Source organism: Pseudoalteromonas sp. T1lg24, assembly GCF_002964745.1.
In the GTDB taxonomy this organism is placed as follows: domain Bacteria; phylum Pseudomonadota; class Gammaproteobacteria; order Enterobacterales; family Alteromonadaceae; genus Pseudoalteromonas; species Pseudoalteromonas spongiae.
This window is the reverse complement of the sequence record NZ_PQCB01000018.1, coordinates 238514-253788: the sequence shown is the minus strand read 5'-3', so window position 1 is coordinate 253788 and position 15275 is coordinate 238514. Positions and strand designations below refer to the sequence as shown.

Below are 15275 nucleotides of genomic sequence, written 5' to 3'. Positions count from 1 at the left end.
TTGTTTTTATTGTATTGTCAGAGCCTTGTGGACTGATATGATGTATACAATTTTAACAATCAGACAGAACGCTATGATCAAACAAACTTCTCTCGCGTTTGCTGTAGGCCTTGCACTAACAGGCTGTATGGATACGCAAACAACTACACAAAAAACATCAGTCGAACAACCGGCAGCAGAGCAATCAGCTCAAATGTCAGAAAATCAAAAACTAAATCAACTGGTAGAAACTTACTTTGATGAAGCGTTAGCATTCTCACCTGTGTCAGGTACTTATGTCGGTGAGTCTCAGTACAATAATCAGTGGAGCCCGGCGATTAATGCAGAGAATAGAGCAAAAGCCACTGCATTTACTAAAAAGTATCAGGCTAAACTTGCTGACATTGACGCGTCAAAACTAACAGGACAAGACCTACTAAGTTATCAAATTTTCAAGCGTGATTTAGCACTATCACTTGAAGCGGAGCAATTTTCAAGTTACTTAATTCCCATTGATCAAATGGCGGGTCAGCATAATACCTTTGCAAGCCTTGGCTCTGGCAAAAGTGCGCAACCGTTTTCTACTAAAGCCCAGTTTGACGATTTTATTGGCCGTGCAAATGGTTTTGTAACTTGGCTTGAAAGTGTTGAAGCAAATATGCGCGAAGGTATGAAGCAAAATGTGACTTTGCCGCAAGTACTAGCCAAAAAACTACTGCCACAATTCCAAGCGCACGTTGTAACGGATCATACGCAAAGTGTTTTTTGGATGCCTGTGGCTGAAATGCCAGACAGTATTTCTGCAAAAGATAAAGCGCAAATCGAAGAAGACTATCAAGCGCTTATTCTGAACACGCTGGTACCAGCATACGCAAAAATGGCTAAATTCTTAGAGCAAGAATACATTCCAGCTGCAAACGAGAAAGTAGGCTATGCAAATTTACCAAATGGTAAAGCTTGGTACGAGTTCTTAATTAAGCAACACACCACGCTTGATTTAAATGCCGACGAAATTCACGAAATAGGTTTGAGTGAAGTAGAGCGCATTTTAAATGAAATGAAAGGCGTAAAAGAAGCCGTTGGCTTTGAAGGTGATTTAGCCGCATTTTTTGTTCATTTACGTGATAGCGATGAATTCTACTATGATAAGCCTGAAGACCTTGTAAAAGCGTATGAAGATGTAAAAGTTAAGATTGATGCTAAGTTGCCAAAACTCTTCGATATCGCGCCTAAGGCAGATTACGTAGTTAAACCAGTAGAAGCATTTAGAGCGGCATCTGCTGCGGGCGCTTCTTACCAAGCCCCAGCACCAGATGGTTCAAGACCGGGTGTGTTTTACATCAATACACATAACCTAAAAGCGCAGCCTAAGTTTTTACTTGAAACGCTCTCTATTCACGAGGCAGCGCCTGGTCACCACTTCCAAATTGCACTACAACAAGAAGTGGAAGGTTTACCACGCTTTAGAAAGTTTGGTGGCTACACCGTGTTTGCTGAAGGCTGGGCACTGTATGCTGAAAGCTTAGGTAAAGAGCTAGGCTTATTTACTGACCCTTACATGTGGTACGGACGTTTAGTCGATGAGCAATTACGTGCGATGCGCTTGGTGTTAGATACCGGTTTCCATGCCAAAGGTTGGACACGTGAGCAGGGTATTGAATACATGAAAGCAAATTCATCTATGGCTGAAAGTGACATTATTTCAGAAGTTGAGCGTTATATCGGTTGGCCTGGTCAAGCATTATCATATAAGTTGGGTGAATTTAAAATCCGCGAGCTTCGTGAAAAAGCAAAAGCAGCGCTTGGTGACAAATTTGATATTAAAGCGTTCCATACGCAAATTTTGATTGATGGTGCACTGCCAATGCCGATTCTAGAAGCTAAACTAGATAGCTGGATCGAAAGTGTAAAATAGGCAAATTTAAGTAGCAGTTTCGGCTGCTACTTAATACAAAAACTTGTATATTATAGCCGCCTTAGCTACAAAAATAAGCAAACTGCATATTCTGTGAACGAACAGAAAAAATATGACTAAAATTGTTTGACTTATTTTCAATAGGCTTTAATATACGCACCCACAAGACGGAGAGGTGGCCGAGTGGCCGAAGGCGCTCCCCTGCTAAGGGAGTATAGGGTTTGTAGCCCTATCGAGGGTTCGAATCCCTCCTTCTCCGCCATGTCTTGTACGGACGCGTAGCTCAGCTGGATAGAGTACCTGGCTACGAACCAGGCGGTCGGAGGTTCGAATCCTCCCGCGTCCGCCACTTTACTAAAGTGGTTAATTAAATAGTCATCGGCTAAGATGTAAAATTAGAAATATCGCGGACGCGTAGCTCAGCTGGATAGAGTACCTGGCTACGAACCAGGCGGTCGGAGGTTCGAATCCTCCCGCGTCCGCCACTTCTTTTGAAGTGACATCAACCGACAAAAGTCGGTTTTTTTGTCTCTATTATTTAATAGAAACAAACATCAGTGTTAGATGTAAAAACTAAGCATATTACGAACTCGATGCACAACTGGATAGGTTATTTAGGTTGGCTACGAACAAGGTTCGTAAACATCAGTGTTAGATGTAAAAACTAAAGTATACTGCGGACGCGTAGCTCAGCTGGATAGAGTACCTGGCTACGAACCAGGCGGTCGGAGGTTCGAATCCTCCCGCGTCCGCCACTTCTTCTGAAGTGACATCAACCGACGAGAGTCGGTTTTTTTATGTCTGAAATTCAATGAAACGAAACTGTAAACGCGTAGCCCTGCTGGATAGAGTACCTGGCTACGAACCGGGCGGTCGGAGGTTCACTTTTTTAGGTAAACAAGTCCCGCGTCCGCCACTTCTTCTGAAGTGACATCAACCGACGAGAGTCGGTTTTTTTGTGCCTAAATTTCATTACTTATTTATACCTAGATCGAGTTGGCTACGAACACGGTTTGTAAATATCAGTGTTAGATGTAAAAACTAAAGCATACTGTGTACGCGTAGCTCAGCTGGATAGAGTACCTGGCTACGAACCAGGCGGTCGGAGGTTCATTCTTTTAGGTAAATAAGTCCCGCGTCGACCATCTCTTTTGAAGTAACATCAACCATTGAGAGTCGGTTTTTTTTGTGCCTAAATTTCATTACTTATTTATACCTAGATCGAGTACCTGGCTACGAACCAGGTGGTCGGAGGTTCACTCTTTTAGGTAAATAAGTCCCGCTTCGACCATTTACTTTAGGAGACACTTACCAACTTGGCGCGGTTGCCGATATGTGAAATTCGGTTATTCTCTTTCTCTTTCTCTTTCTCTCTCAAATCTCAAATCTCAAATCTCAAATCTCAAATCTCAAATCTCAAATCTCAAATCCTAGTCCAGCCACAAACGTATCTGGCTAAATTGCCTATTTTCAAACGCTTTTCATTGTTACTTTACGTTAACGTAAAGTGTACTTTGAATTTGAATAACCATTCTTATCGAACAGTATAAGTTAGAACATAAAAATTGGTCTTACCAATTTCATGTTTTATTTCTAGAATAACTCTTTCCGAATAGATTGATTTGATTATAACGCTAGGTGTTTAATTTCTATTGCCTAGCTAGTCAAACATGACTAATCATGGGGCAAAATAAGTCATGAAATAAGCTCATGTTTGTCATCTTTTTAGCCTATTGTTAATGGAGTGTTTAATAATGTATAGTGTTGTGAATTGGTTTTACCAATTGACAACTAAGTTTAAGTGATCAATATTGATTACCAATTTTGAATAGTTATTAAAAATATTTAACTAAAAATTCTTGATTGAGGTGGGGAATGGACGTATCAGGATTGCTGTTAGAGGCGGCTGTTTTAATGTTAACAGGTATGGTGGTGGTATTTGTCTTTTTAACGATACTAATTTTTACCATCAAAGCAATGTCTAAAGTACTTGCGAATTTTCAAACGCCTGAGGTAACGCCAAATCCAGTTAAATTATCTGGGAATCAAGTACCAACAAGCCACGTAGCTGCGATTGCCGCGGCAGTTAAGCAATACCGCGAAAAGCAATAATAAGAAGGGGCCAAATCATGTCACAACTAAAATTAACAGAATTAGTACTGCGCGATGCACACCAGTCATTACTCGCGACCCGTTTACGCTTAGAAGATATGTTACCAATTGCTGAAAAGCTAGATAAAGTAGGTTATTGGTCAATGGAATCGTGGGGCGGGGCGACGTTTGACGCATGTATTCGTTATTTAGGTGAAGATCCTTGGCACCGCATTCGTGCGTTAAAAGCGGCAATGCCGAATACCAAACAGCAAATGTTGCTTCGTGGTCAAAACTTATTAGGTTACCGTCATTATGCTGATGACGTGGTAGAACGTTTTGTTGAACGAGCACATAAAAACGGTGTCGACGTTTTTCGTATTTTTGATGCAATGAATGATGTGCGTAATTTAGAAACTGCTATTAAGTCGGCGGTAAAAGTAGGGGCACACGCACAAGGTACAATCTCATACACAGTTAGCCCTGTGCACAATCTGCAAATGTGGCTTGATCAAGCAAAACAATTGGAAGATTTAGGCGTTCACTCTATTTGTATTAAAGATATGGCGGGTTTGCTTAATCCATACGATGCAGAAAAACTAATTACCGGCTTAAAAGAGACAGTTGCTGTACCAATCGCAATGCAATGCCACGCAACAACCGGACTAAGCACCGCAACGTATCAAAAAGCAATTGATGCTGGTATAGATATGCTTGATACAGCAATCTCAAGCATGAGTATGACCTATGGCCACAGCGCTACTGAAACGATTGTATCAATCGTAGAGAATACTGACCGTGCAACCGGCCTTGATATGAACTTACTGGAAGAAATTGCTGCGTATTTTAGAGACGTACGTAAGAAATACGCTAAGTTTGAAGGCAGTCTAAAAGGCGTTGATGGCCGTATTTTGTTAGCGCAAGTGCCAGGTGGCATGTTAACAAATATGGAAAATCAGCTTAAAGAACAAGGCGCTGACGATAAGTTAGACGATGTATTGTTGGAAATTCCTAAAGTGCGTGAAGATCTTGGCTTTTTACCGCTTGTTACACCGACATCGCAAATTGTTGGTACCCAAGCAGTGTTAAATGTTTTAACCGGTGAACGTTACAAGTCGATCACCAAAGAGACCGCTGGTGTGCTTAAAGGCGAATACGGTTCTACCCCTGCGCCCGTAAATAAAGAATTGCAAGAGCGTGTACTTGATGGCGCAGAGCCAATCACGTGTCGCCCTGCAGATCAAATTGAACCAGAACTCAGTAAATTAGAGCAAGAGCTTGATGAAATTGCACAAAAAGATAAATTAGATTTAGCCGATGATGTGATAGATGATGTATTAACGTATGCATTATTCCCGCAAATAGGTTTGAAATATCTTAAAAACAGAAATAATCCTGAGGCGTTTGAGCCAGCACCAAGTAATGAGCCACTGCCTACTGAGCAGGTACCTGCGCCAAAACCAAGTGGCAAAACAGAGCATTACAGCATCAGTGTTGATGGCAAAGTGTATGCAGTAAGTGTTGCCCCAAGCGGTGAACTTACCAATATTCAGCCAGCACCAAGTGCATCGAGTCAACACACTGATGTGTTACCGCAATCAACCTCTGTTGATGCTGCCGAAACGCTAAATTCTCCGCTGTCTGGCAATATTTTTAAAGTGAATGCCAAGCCTGGTCAACAAGTAGTGAAAGGCGACGTTGTGATCATTATGGAAGCTATGAAAATGGAAACTGAAGTTCGCGCAGCTAAAGATGGCACTATCGCAGAAATATTTGTATCTGAAGGGGATTCAGTTGCAACTGGCGAACCTTTATTGTCGTTAGCGTAAAGGTTGGAGAGTTGTAATGGAAAGCTTAATAACCTTATGGCAAGCCACGGGTATTGCCAACTTAGAACTTCCTCAGCTGATTATGATGCTGGTTGGCGCACTGTTGCTGTATCTCGCAATTGTGCGCAACTTTGAGCCATTGTTACTGGTACCAATTGGCTTTGGGGCAATCTTAACCAACATTCCACTAGCAGGTTTATCAGAAGCCGGTGGATTGCTGTACTACGTGTATAAAATTGGTATTGATTCAGGGGTGTTCCCGCTGCTTATTTTTATGGGAGTAGGCGCGCTTACTGACTTTAGTGCATTGATTGCTAACCCTAAAATGTTGCTGTTAGGTGCAGCGGCACAATTTGGAATTTTTGCCACATTATTTGGCGCGATTTTCTTAAACTACATTCCAGGTTTTGAATTTACGCTACAAGATGCATCGGCAATTGCCATTATTGGTGGTGCAGATGGTCCAACGGCTATTTTCTTAGCGTCTAAACTTGCCCCTGATCTATTGGGTGCAATTGCTGTTGCTGCGTATTCTTATATGGCGTTAGTGCCGATTATTCAGCCGCCAATTATGAAGTTGTTTACCACAGAAGAAGAACGCAATATTGAAATGCCACAGTTACGCCACGTTAGCAAAGCGGAAAAAGTGATATTTCCATTATTAGTGCTAGTGCTTATTGCCATGTTCTTGCCAGCAGCTGCACCACTTGTGGGTATGTTCTGCTTAGGTAATTTAATGCGTGAGTCAGGTGTGGTGGATCGTTTGAGCAAAACCGCGCAAAATGAGCTGATTAATATTACAACCATATTCCTTGGCTTGGCTGTTGGTTCAAAGCTTGCGGCTGATCAGTTTTTAACGGTTGAAACCTTAGGTATCTTAGCACTTGGCGCGGTGGCGTTTGGTATTGGTACAGGTTCAGGCGTCCTGATGGCAAAGGCAATGAATAAATTCAGTAAAACACCTATCAACCCATTAGTTGGCGCGGCGGGCGTATCTGCAGTACCAATGGCTGCACGTGTCGTGAATAAAGTTGGTTTAGAAGCAAACCCACATAACTTTTTACTAATGCATGCAATGGGTCCAAATGTGGCAGGCGTATTAGGCAGTGCAGTTGCCGCCGGTATATTACTTGCCATGGTGGGATAAGTTTCATCGTAGAGCTCAACCAGCTCATTTTGCGGCCGTTAATCCGGCCGCTTTTTTATCTTCGCTTTTCTCGGTACAATCACTCATAAAGCTTATACATTGGATTGTTTTAATGAATGTTTTTATTTTGTTGATTGCGCTTTTCGTGGCGTTAATCGTGATTATTCCACTGATTGAGAAATCAGGTGTACGCTTTTCAGATCAACAAACGGCTAAGATCGCCCGCTGGATTTGGCCACTTGTGATGATTTCAATGGTGGTAAGTCTGATTTATCATTTAGTACGTTAAACGGATTACCTAAATCAGGTTTATCGTAATCACACACACCATCGGGAAAAGTGCGCTTTAGTTCAGCAAGGTAGGGCGTCATATCGATGGGCGCATACACTCCGTTTGCTACCGCTTTTTCTACAGCAATACGCTGACACTTAAAAATACTGCCAGAAAATGGCCCGCCGGCTTGAATTCGTGAATTAGTATAAATGGGGAAATGTTTTGTACATGCACCTGCTGGCTGATTATTCCAATTTCCGTGCCAGACATTTTCACCTTGCGCGATTATCTCACCCGATTTATTAAAACAGCGATCGCTTGCATCATCAGGTGCTTGCTGAGTACTTAACCATTTATCAATAACAGAAAAAGCTTCATTGAGCGGTGTGTAGTGCTTATCAGCAATCCAAATACGGTGGTTTTTGAGATGCCCTTGTTGTTTTAAGATTCTAAGTCGCGTGGCAAATGATGTAGAGATATGGTGCATATCAAGCTGATCTTCGAGGTAGTGATGAATATCGATTGTAGGTATGCTGTTAAATCCCAAATACACTTGACCATAGCGATAAGCTTGTCTTACGGCTGCTAGGTTCGCCACCGTACGCTTGGCTGGCTTTTTTCCTGCAACATAGATATTGTGCCGGCTCCACTGTGTAAGCCAAATAGGGGTTTTTACAAATGGAAAAAACAGTAGTTGTTCAGGGCGCTGCTCTGCTTGTGCTTTCCACCCACCAATATGATAGTTTAAATGCAAAAACTCAGTCGCTGATAAACTGCCTTGTTTAAGGCCATTTAAGCCATATTGAACCCCTTGGTTATCCCAAAGAGCGGGTGCACTTGTTGCAGCATTAGGTGTTTGTGTTATTAAGGCCAAATCTTGCCAATAACTCCAGTTAGTTTGGTGATTAACCGTTTGGCTAAATAAAGGCTTTAGAAAGCCTTGTGCGGGATTATTAACAAGGCTGCTTAGCCCAAAGTAGCCATGCACACACTCGCTATATATTTTTGGGCGATAAAACGCCTTACCTGTGAGAAATTGATTTATTGGCGTATAAAACCAAGATTTATGTTCAATCTCGGCATTGTTTAAACCTTCAATTGCACGTTTTTTGTCACTGTTATCCCAGTTAGCTAAATCACTTTTAAAGTGGTAATAGGTATTGAATAAGTCACAATCAAGGGCATAAATCGTTTGTGACACCATATCCGGGTAAGAATAGAGCGGTATGGCAGCATCAATTAAACCAGGGCTATTTTGTGCAATTAAATACTGTGCCAAACCGCCACCCGAGCCACCAATGCCAACGGTGTAAATGGGTTTGCCATAAAGTGCTTCAAATTGTTTTTTTACCCGCCATGCAGTGTCTTCGGCAAGCAGCATATTATAAGTGTAGCTGGTTTTGTTGGCGCTTGAGGTGATCACTGCATAGCCGTTATGTAGTTGGCTAAAGCGTCGCTGTAATAGTTTTTTGGGATTTACTTTGCCTTGGCGAAAGCCAATACCAACACCGCCAGCAAATTGATAAATAAGTTTTTTGTTCCAAAGCGAGCTTGTTCGCCAAGTGTTAAATTCCGTTTTTTTGATTGGCATTGCAATGGTGTAAATATGTCGATTTATCGTGCCTTGCTCTAACCTAACGAGTTGCTGATTGCTATCGAAATGATTTTTATCAAGGGATGAAGAATCGGTAATTTCTTCACTTTCGCCGTTTAAGTTCACTACAAAGTAGCGCAATGTTGAGGGCACTAAACAGTCTTTGCTGTAGCCAATAACGGTGTTGCTTAAGCTGCCGTCTGCATTTTCTCTGAAAACCGCAGTGCCGAGCGCTTGTTGATTATCGACTAAGGGCTGTCCAAGCCCTGAGCGAACAGTATCACATGAGAATGGATAACGATTGTTACCGGCGTAAAGAGGCTTTATTGGCCCAACATCACCGAGCGCAATGGGGTATTGAGTATTATCAGCTGGGCGTGGGGTGTTGCGAAGGTGGTTGGTGACATTTATGCGATTAGATTGCTGTTCGGGAGCGGTATTCAGTACGCGAAACTGTGAATGTGGCACAGGCGTACACGTTAACAATAAAGAGCAAAAGGTGATCAGCATTAAGCGTTTAACAAGCACAAGTAACAACATAACTACCTCCTGCATTAAGTATAGGCAGAAGATTTTTGCTCTGTTAGAACGAATAAGGCACCGTTAGGTGCCTTATTATTCTATTTTGCTAATGCGAGTTGTAACTCTCTGTTTTTCTGTAAACTTACAAGCATCTCTTGCGCGTATGGCCTGAAATTAGCAAGTTCAGATTTAGGCAGTGATTGTGCCTTTGGTAACTTAACTGTTCGTGGATTACGGTGTACACCGTTAACTAAAAACTCATAATGTAAGTGAGCGCCAGTAACGCGACCGGTTGCCCCAACAGTACCGATTAGTTCACCTTGTTTAACTTTTTCACCGCGTTTTACCTTGCGTTTATGCAGGTGTAAGTACTTAGTCACATATTGTTGACCATGACGAATAAATACATAGTTACCATTGTATTTATTGTAACCCGCTTTAATCACAGTACCGTTACCCGCTGCAACAACTGGTGTGCCAGTTTTCGCTGCGTAATCGATACCGCGGTGCGCTTTAACTCGGCCTGTAACAGGGTGCTTGCGACGTGGGTTAAAGTTCGAGCTTATATATCTAAAGTTAACAGGAGCGCGTAAAAATGCTTTACGTAAGCTACGGCCTTCAGGGGTATAGAAATTATCATCGGTATGACGCACCGCGGCATAGCTTTCGCCTTGGTTAACGAATTCAGCAGCAAGAATTTTACCGGTACCAATAAACTCACCATCAACGTAGTGGTTTTCATAGATCAGAGTGAACGCATCGCCTTTACGAAGATCGTTGGCAAAGTCGATATCCCAACCAAAAATATTGGCAAAGCTAATAATTTGTTTTTCATTTAGACCAGCGCTAAGACCTGCGTTCCAAAAACTTGAATCAATCGTGCCCGACGCGTAATCAGTGCGTTTTTCAATTGCTTTTTTGTCTAGGCTAGAACTAATAGTTTGATCGTCATTGAGTTTTACGACCAAAGTTTCTGTGCGGCTTATTTGATAGTTTAACTGAATTAATTCGTTGTTTTCGTTAGCTGCGAAAAATAATGAGTCACCAGGGTGAATTTTAGTTAACTGTTTATTGAGTTTGTTAGCATTAACTATTTTATGAAGTGTGGAAGCCGAAAAACCTGCGCGTTTAAATATTTTAGCTAGGTTATCGCCTTTTTTAACTTTGAACTCTTTAAAATTAAGTGTTACTTCTGGCAACACCTCTTCTGCTTTGGCGGTAACAGCTTCTTGTTCTAACTTTTCTACTTCAATTGCTAATTCATAACGCTTGCCAATTTCTAGCGCATCATGATTTGTATGCCTTGATGCGCTCGCCTTCTCAGAGGGTAGCAGCACCAATGCGGAAATAAATGTAACTACCCCAGCGAGCAACAATTTATGTTTTTTCGGTAGTTTTTGTACTTGCAAAACCATAATGTGCCTTTTGCTACATTAATTAAATAAAAGTGAATAAAATCAGAATAACCTTATATCACCTGTAGCGCCAGTGTTTTGTGCATTTAAAGTGACCAAAATATAGGGTAGAATCAAGAAATTGTTATCTTAAAAAATGAATTTTTTGCAAAAGTGCGACAACGTGCTTTTTCGAATGGAGAAATACATGGCTGATATCCAAGCAGCGTTAGCAGAAATAAAGCGTGGCGCTGAAGAGATCCTGATTGAAGATGAGTTAGTTGAAAAATTAAAGTCAGGTAAAAAATTAAAAATTAAAGCAGGCTTCGATCCAACGGCACCGGATCTTCACTTAGGCCATACTGTGTTAATCAATAAAATGAAAACTTTCCAAGACTTAGGTCACGAAGTTATCTTTTTGATTGGTGATTTCACAGGCATGATTGGTGACCCTACAGGCAAAAATGTAACGCGTAAGCCACTTACTCGTGACGATGTACTTGCTAATGCTGAAACATACAAAGAGCAAGTATTTAAAATTTTAGACCCTGCGAAAACTACGGTTGCATTCAACTCACAGTGGATGGAGAACCTAGGTGCAGCAGGTATGATCAAACTAGCTGCGCGTCAAACGGTTGCGCGTATGTTAGAGCGTGACGATTTCAAAAAGCGTTATGCAGGCGGTCAGTCAATTGCAATTCATGAATTCCTATACCCATTGGTACAAGGTTGGGATTCAGTTGCATTAGAAGCAGATGTTGAACTCGGTGGTACCGATCAGCGTTTTAACTTGCTAATGGGTCGTGAGCTGCAAAAAGACGAAGGTCAAAAACCACAAACTGTATTAATGATGCCTTTACTTGAAGGTACTGACGGCGTTCAAAAGATGTCTAAGTCATTAGGTAACTATATTGGTATTACTGATGAGCCAAATGATATGTTTGGTAAAGTAATGTCGATTTCAGATGATCTAATGTGGCGTTACTACGAGCTACTTAGCGCATTAAGTATTGAAGAAATTGATGCACTGAAAGAAAAGGTAGCAAATGGCACAAATCCACGTGATATCAAAATTGAATTCGCGAAAGAAATGATTGCACGCTTCCATTCAGAAGAAGCTGCTGAAGGCGCGCATCAAGATTTCATTAAGCGTTTCCAAAAGAATGCGCTGCCGGATGATATTCCAGAAGTAACGATCACTGCAGATGGCGAACTAACCATTGCAAGCTTACTAAAAGAAGTAGGCCTAGTGGCAAGCACATCAGAAGCAATTCGCATGATCAAGCAAGGTGCGGTAAAGATTAACGCGAAAGAAAAAGTTTCAGACAGCAAAATGTTGATTGAAGCTGGCACAACGGAAGTTTACCAAGTTGGTAAACGTAAGTTCGCTAAAGTAACTGTTAATTAATGAGAGCCCACGAAAGTGGGCTTTTTTATATGTCTAAAATACTAACGACCGAATATTTAAGCCCTGTAGGCAAATTACTAATAGGCTCGATTGATGAGCAATTATGTTTGTGTGACTGGCAAGAGCGAAAAGCCCGCAGTACTGTTGATAGTCGCTTAGCGAAAGGGTTAAGCGCAGAGTTTGCTTGCGCAAACAGTGATTTTAACCAGCAGGCTATAAATCAACTAGAAGCTTACTTTGCAGGTGATATAACTCAGTTTTCAATCCCTTTAAAGCTGGTAGGTACTCACTTTCAAAAGTTAGTTTGGCAAGGGCTACAAGCAATAGGCTATGGTCAAACGCAAAGCTACGGTGAATTGGCAACAAAGCTTAATATGCCAAGTGCCGTGCGCGCAGTTGCGAATGCCAATGGTGCTAACGCAATTTCGATAATTGTGCCATGCCACCGTATTATTGGCAGCAATGGCAAGCTAACCGGTTACGCCGGTGGTTTAGCCGCGAAAAAGCGATTACTCGAAATTGAGGGGGTTAGTTAGTTTTGAAAGGCGCTGACCTTTTCGCATAACTCATTTGCGGCAATAAGCACTCGATTGGTGTAGCGGTGTAAGTGATCTGGGTTGAGTTTTATTATTTGACCTTTTTTAACCGCTGGAATCGAATTTATATCACGCCAAATTTTTGCTTGTGTGTTGTCTTCATCCATTTCTGAAATCACAATAAATTCTGGCTGTTTTAACATAACCTGCTCTTTATTAACGGTTGGGTAATTAACCGAGCTGTCGGCAAATACATTGCTTAGGCCGCAGATGTCAAAAATTTGATTAACCAAAGTATGTTTATTGGCTGTCATAATCGGTGTATGCCAGAGTTGAAAAAATGCAGTGGCAGGCTTTTCTTTTTGATAGCGCGTTTTTAACTCGCTAATCTCACGTTTAAATTGTGATGTGTAGTCAATAGCTTTATTTTTGGCGTTTAATGTTTCGCCCAGCGCAAGTACTTCGTTTTCAATATCTTCTAAAGTATGTGGGTTGGAAATAAACACATTTAAACCCAGCTTTTTCATTTTCTCAATTTGGCCAAGTTTAGCGTTAGAGCGCCAAACCAGTACAAGGTCTGGGTTTAACTCAACTAACTTGGCTAAGTTAATACCATTAGCATCGGCAATTTCCGGGTGCTTTTTGGCGTCTTCAGGAAAATCACTGTAACTGCTTACGGCGACAATATTTTCACCTAATCCTAGCGAGTATGTCCACTCAGTTAAATGGGGGGCAAGTGATGCAATGCGTTTAGGCGTCGCTGAAAGCGGTAAGCTTAACAATAAAGTAAAAACAAGTATAAGCTTAGAGATGGTCAGTCGCGGCATAAATAATTTCCAAGAAAAGAATAAGGCAAAGCCAAAATGCACTGGCAAACATCAGTGCGTTTTTCGCTTGTTTAATTGCTTTTTGCTGTGGCAGTGTTTTAGGTCCGATGCGTGTTTTGCTGTAGCGCTTACCAGAGTAAAAAGCAGGGCCACCAAGTTGTACACCAAGATATCCACTAAGACAAGCAAGCAAAAAACACGAGTTTTTTTGATAACCATTATCTACAAATAGTGCTAAGTAACGAAAACCTTGGGTTTTAGGTTTAAGCAGTAAAGGCAAGCAAAAAAGCCTAATCGGTAAAAATTCTAAGTAATAAATAATGGCGTTGGTTGCGTTACTGAACTGGCTATCTGGTGGCGCAGTTTTAGAAAATACATTGGCACAATGTAAAAATAGGCAATAAATAAGTGCCGCGTTAAAACCCAAGCAGTAATAAAGAATAAGCGGCAAAAAAAAGTGGCGAAAATAGCTTAAACTTTGGTGTTCAATGATTGCCTTTATTAATCCAGACTCTGATAAGTTGTTACTATCACGACGTAAAAACTGGCTTAAAATATCACGTACCACGGGTTTTTGTTGTTGTGTTAATAGCCATGCTGCGCGTTTTAATTTAGCGTTAGCGTAAGGATTGTTGATCAGTAAAAATAAGATTAACAACTCAAACGCAACGGGGTATTGCGCAAAGCTTGTGATACCAATCGCCAAGATTGCGACGCAGCCCACAATTAAACAACTTAGTAATAAGGAAGAAAAGGACGCGTACACATTAGATGCGTTTGCATCATAAATACGCCCAGCCATTTTGCTTATCAGTAGGCGAAAAAGCGGAGTGGGGTGATATTGCGAGGGGATAACTAATAGTGAGCTAACCAGCGCAAGCAATATTGTTTGCCATGCGCCGGTTGAAAAAAATGGCAGCTCAAATGCCACTTACAGCGAGACCTGCTTTAGATTCTTTAACAGTGCAATCACCATCTCTGATGAGTTTTCTGATGCTTTCACTAAATAAGACTCGAATGATTCTGGTGATTCTTTACCAGCAATATCTGACAGCGAGCGAATCACTACAAATGGTGTATTTAGCTGATGACATACTTGTGCAATTGCTGCACCTTCCATTTCAACCGCTAACATATTTGGAAATTGTTCGCGTGTTTTTTCAATGCGCACAGGGTCACACATAAATGAATCACCGGTACAAATTTGGCCAACCATTGTTTTAATGCCTTTCGACATTTCAGCAATCGCTTTTTCAGCATTTTCTACAAGTGTTTTATGTGCAATAAACGCTGGTGGCATTTGTGGTACTTGACCCATTTCATAACCAAAAGCAGTAACATCAACATCGTGATGACGCACTTCACTTGAAATAACCACATCGCCAACGTTCAGGCTTTGCTCAAAACCACCTGCAGAACCAGTGTTGATAATGCAATCTGGTGCGAACAACTCAATCATTAGCGTAGTAGCGAGTGCCGAAGCCACTTTACCAATACCAGATTGAACTAAAATAACGTCTTGATCAGCAAGTTGACCTTGGTAAAACGTGAAGCTACCGCGCTCAGTAATTTTAGTGTTTTCAATCGCAGCTTTTAAAATAGCTACTTCTGGCTCCATTGCGCCAATAATACCGATTTTCATAATGGTTACGCCTATTTATAGGGAATAAATAAAATATGGCGGAATTATAGCTAGGTTACTAATAAATTCACAGACAAAATAAAACCCGCAATATGCGGGTTTTTAGCGCGTAAAGAA

Annotated in this window: 11 protein-coding genes and 4 tRNA genes; 10 read left to right on the top strand and 5 right to left on the bottom strand. The window is 41.3% G+C overall.

Features of this window, described 5'->3' with window-relative positions; translation table 11 throughout:
* Positions 1-73: 73 nt before the first annotated feature.
* The 8 genes from C2M30_RS12055 (at position 74) to C2M30_RS12020 (ending at position 6961) form a co-directional block, all read left to right on the top strand.
* Positions 74-1894 (top strand): DUF885 domain-containing protein, encoded by a 1821-nt coding sequence (locus C2M30_RS12055; protein WP_105171806.1) that lies wholly within the window; start codon positions 74-76, stop codon positions 1892-1894.
* 169 nt (positions 1895-2063) lie between these two features.
* Positions 2064-2156 (top strand) — tRNA-Ser (locus C2M30_RS12050).
* Between the two features lie 10 nt (positions 2157-2166).
* A tRNA-Arg gene (locus tag C2M30_RS12045) sits at positions 2167-2243 on the top strand.
* 59 nt (positions 2244-2302) lie between these two features.
* Positions 2303-2379, top strand: a tRNA-Arg gene (locus C2M30_RS12040).
* Positions 2380-2572: 193 nt separating this feature from the next.
* Positions 2573-2649, top strand: a tRNA-Arg gene (locus C2M30_RS12035).
* Positions 2650-3769: 1120 nt separating this feature from the next.
* On the top strand, positions 3770-4006 hold the full coding sequence (locus tag C2M30_RS12030) for an OadG family protein (protein ID WP_105171778.1): 237 nt from the start codon (positions 3770-3772) through the stop codon (positions 4004-4006).
* 17 nt (positions 4007-4023) lie between these two features.
* Positions 4024-5814, top strand: coding sequence for a sodium-extruding oxaloacetate decarboxylase subunit alpha (oadA, locus tag C2M30_RS12025; RefSeq protein ID WP_105171777.1), 1791 nt, complete (start codon positions 4024-4026; stop codon positions 5812-5814).
* A 16-nt stretch (positions 5815-5830) separates the two neighbouring features.
* Positions 5831-6961, top strand: a complete 1131-nt coding sequence (locus C2M30_RS12020; protein WP_100913811.1) for a sodium ion-translocating decarboxylase subunit beta — start codon at positions 5831-5833, stop codon at positions 6959-6961.
* 212 nt (positions 6962-7173) lie between these two features.
* Here the strand turns inward: C2M30_RS12020 and C2M30_RS12015 are convergent, their stop codons facing one another.
* Both C2M30_RS12015 and C2M30_RS12010 read right to left on the bottom strand, forming a co-directional pair.
* Positions 7174-9369 (bottom strand): DUF6351 family protein, encoded by a 2196-nt coding sequence (locus tag C2M30_RS12015; RefSeq protein WP_105171776.1) that lies wholly within the window; start codon positions 9367-9369, stop codon positions 7174-7176.
* Positions 9370-9449: 80 nt separating this feature from the next.
* Positions 9450-10766, bottom strand: a complete 1317-nt coding sequence (locus tag C2M30_RS12010) for a peptidoglycan DD-metalloendopeptidase family protein (protein WP_105171775.1) — start codon at positions 10764-10766, stop codon at positions 9450-9452.
* Positions 10767-10953: 187 nt separating this feature from the next.
* Here C2M30_RS12010 and tyrS point away from each other — a divergent pair, with 187 nt between their 5' ends.
* On the top strand, positions 10954-12153 hold the full coding sequence (gene tyrS, locus C2M30_RS12005; protein ID WP_010559608.1) for a tyrosine--tRNA ligase: 1200 nt from the start codon (positions 10954-10956) through the stop codon (positions 12151-12153).
* Between the two features lie 29 nt (positions 12154-12182).
* Positions 12183-12689, top strand: coding sequence for a methylated-DNA--[protein]-cysteine S-methyltransferase (locus C2M30_RS12000; RefSeq protein ID WP_234004719.1), 507 nt, complete (start codon positions 12183-12185; stop codon positions 12687-12689).
* On the opposite strand, the gene C2M30_RS11995 is transcribed toward C2M30_RS12000, so the two are convergent.
* The 3 genes from C2M30_RS11995 to mtnN are packed head-to-tail and all read right to left on the bottom strand — an operon-like array spanning position 12686 to position 15158.
* On the bottom strand, positions 12686-13516 hold the full coding sequence (locus C2M30_RS11995) for a cobalamin-binding protein (protein WP_105171773.1): 831 nt from the start codon (positions 13514-13516) through the stop codon (positions 12686-12688). The two genes, C2M30_RS12000 and C2M30_RS11995, sit on opposite strands and share 4 nt — an antisense overlap.
* Complete coding sequence (locus C2M30_RS11990; protein ID WP_105171772.1) at positions 13494-14447, bottom strand: cobalamin biosynthesis protein; 954 nt, start codon at positions 14445-14447, stop codon at positions 13494-13496. The genes C2M30_RS11995 and C2M30_RS11990 overlap by 23 nt, the downstream gene beginning before the upstream one ends.
* A complete protein-coding gene (mtnN, locus tag C2M30_RS11985) occupies positions 14448-15158 on the bottom strand; it encodes a 5'-methylthioadenosine/S-adenosylhomocysteine nucleosidase (protein WP_105171771.1) in 711 nt (236 codons plus the stop codon).
* Positions 15159-15275: the final 117 nt, after the last annotated feature.

Bases quoted from the DNA above. Each gene is read 5' to 3' on its own strand.
- C2M30_RS12055 (WP_105171806.1), top strand. From the start codon at position 74: ATGATCAAACAAACTTCTCTCGCGTTTGCTGTAGGCCTTGCACTAACA.
- C2M30_RS12030 (WP_105171778.1), top strand. From the start codon at position 3,770: ATGGACGTATCAGGATTGCTGTTAGAGGCGGCTGTTTTAATGTTAACA.
- oadA (WP_105171777.1), top strand. From the start codon at position 4,024: ATGTCACAACTAAAATTAACAGAATTAGTACTGCGCGATGCACACCAG.
- C2M30_RS12020 (WP_100913811.1), top strand. From the start codon at position 5,831: ATGGAAAGCTTAATAACCTTATGGCAAGCCACGGGTATTGCCAACTTA.
- C2M30_RS12015 (WP_105171776.1), bottom strand. From the start codon at position 9,369: ATGTTGTTACTTGTGCTTGTTAAACGCTTAATGCTGATCACCTTTTGC.
- C2M30_RS12010 (WP_105171775.1), bottom strand. From the start codon at position 10,766: ATGGTTTTGCAAGTACAAAAACTACCGAAAAAACATAAATTGTTGCTC.
- tyrS (WP_010559608.1), top strand. From the start codon at position 10,954: ATGGCTGATATCCAAGCAGCGTTAGCAGAAATAAAGCGTGGCGCTGAA.
- C2M30_RS12000 (WP_234004719.1), top strand. From the start codon at position 12,183: ATGTCTAAAATACTAACGACCGAATATTTAAGCCCTGTAGGCAAATTA.
- C2M30_RS11995 (WP_105171773.1), bottom strand. From the start codon at position 13,516: ATGCCGCGACTGACCATCTCTAAGCTTATACTTGTTTTTACTTTATTG.
- mtnN (WP_105171771.1), bottom strand. From the start codon at position 15,158: ATGAAAATCGGTATTATTGGCGCAATGGAGCCAGAAGTAGCTATTTTA.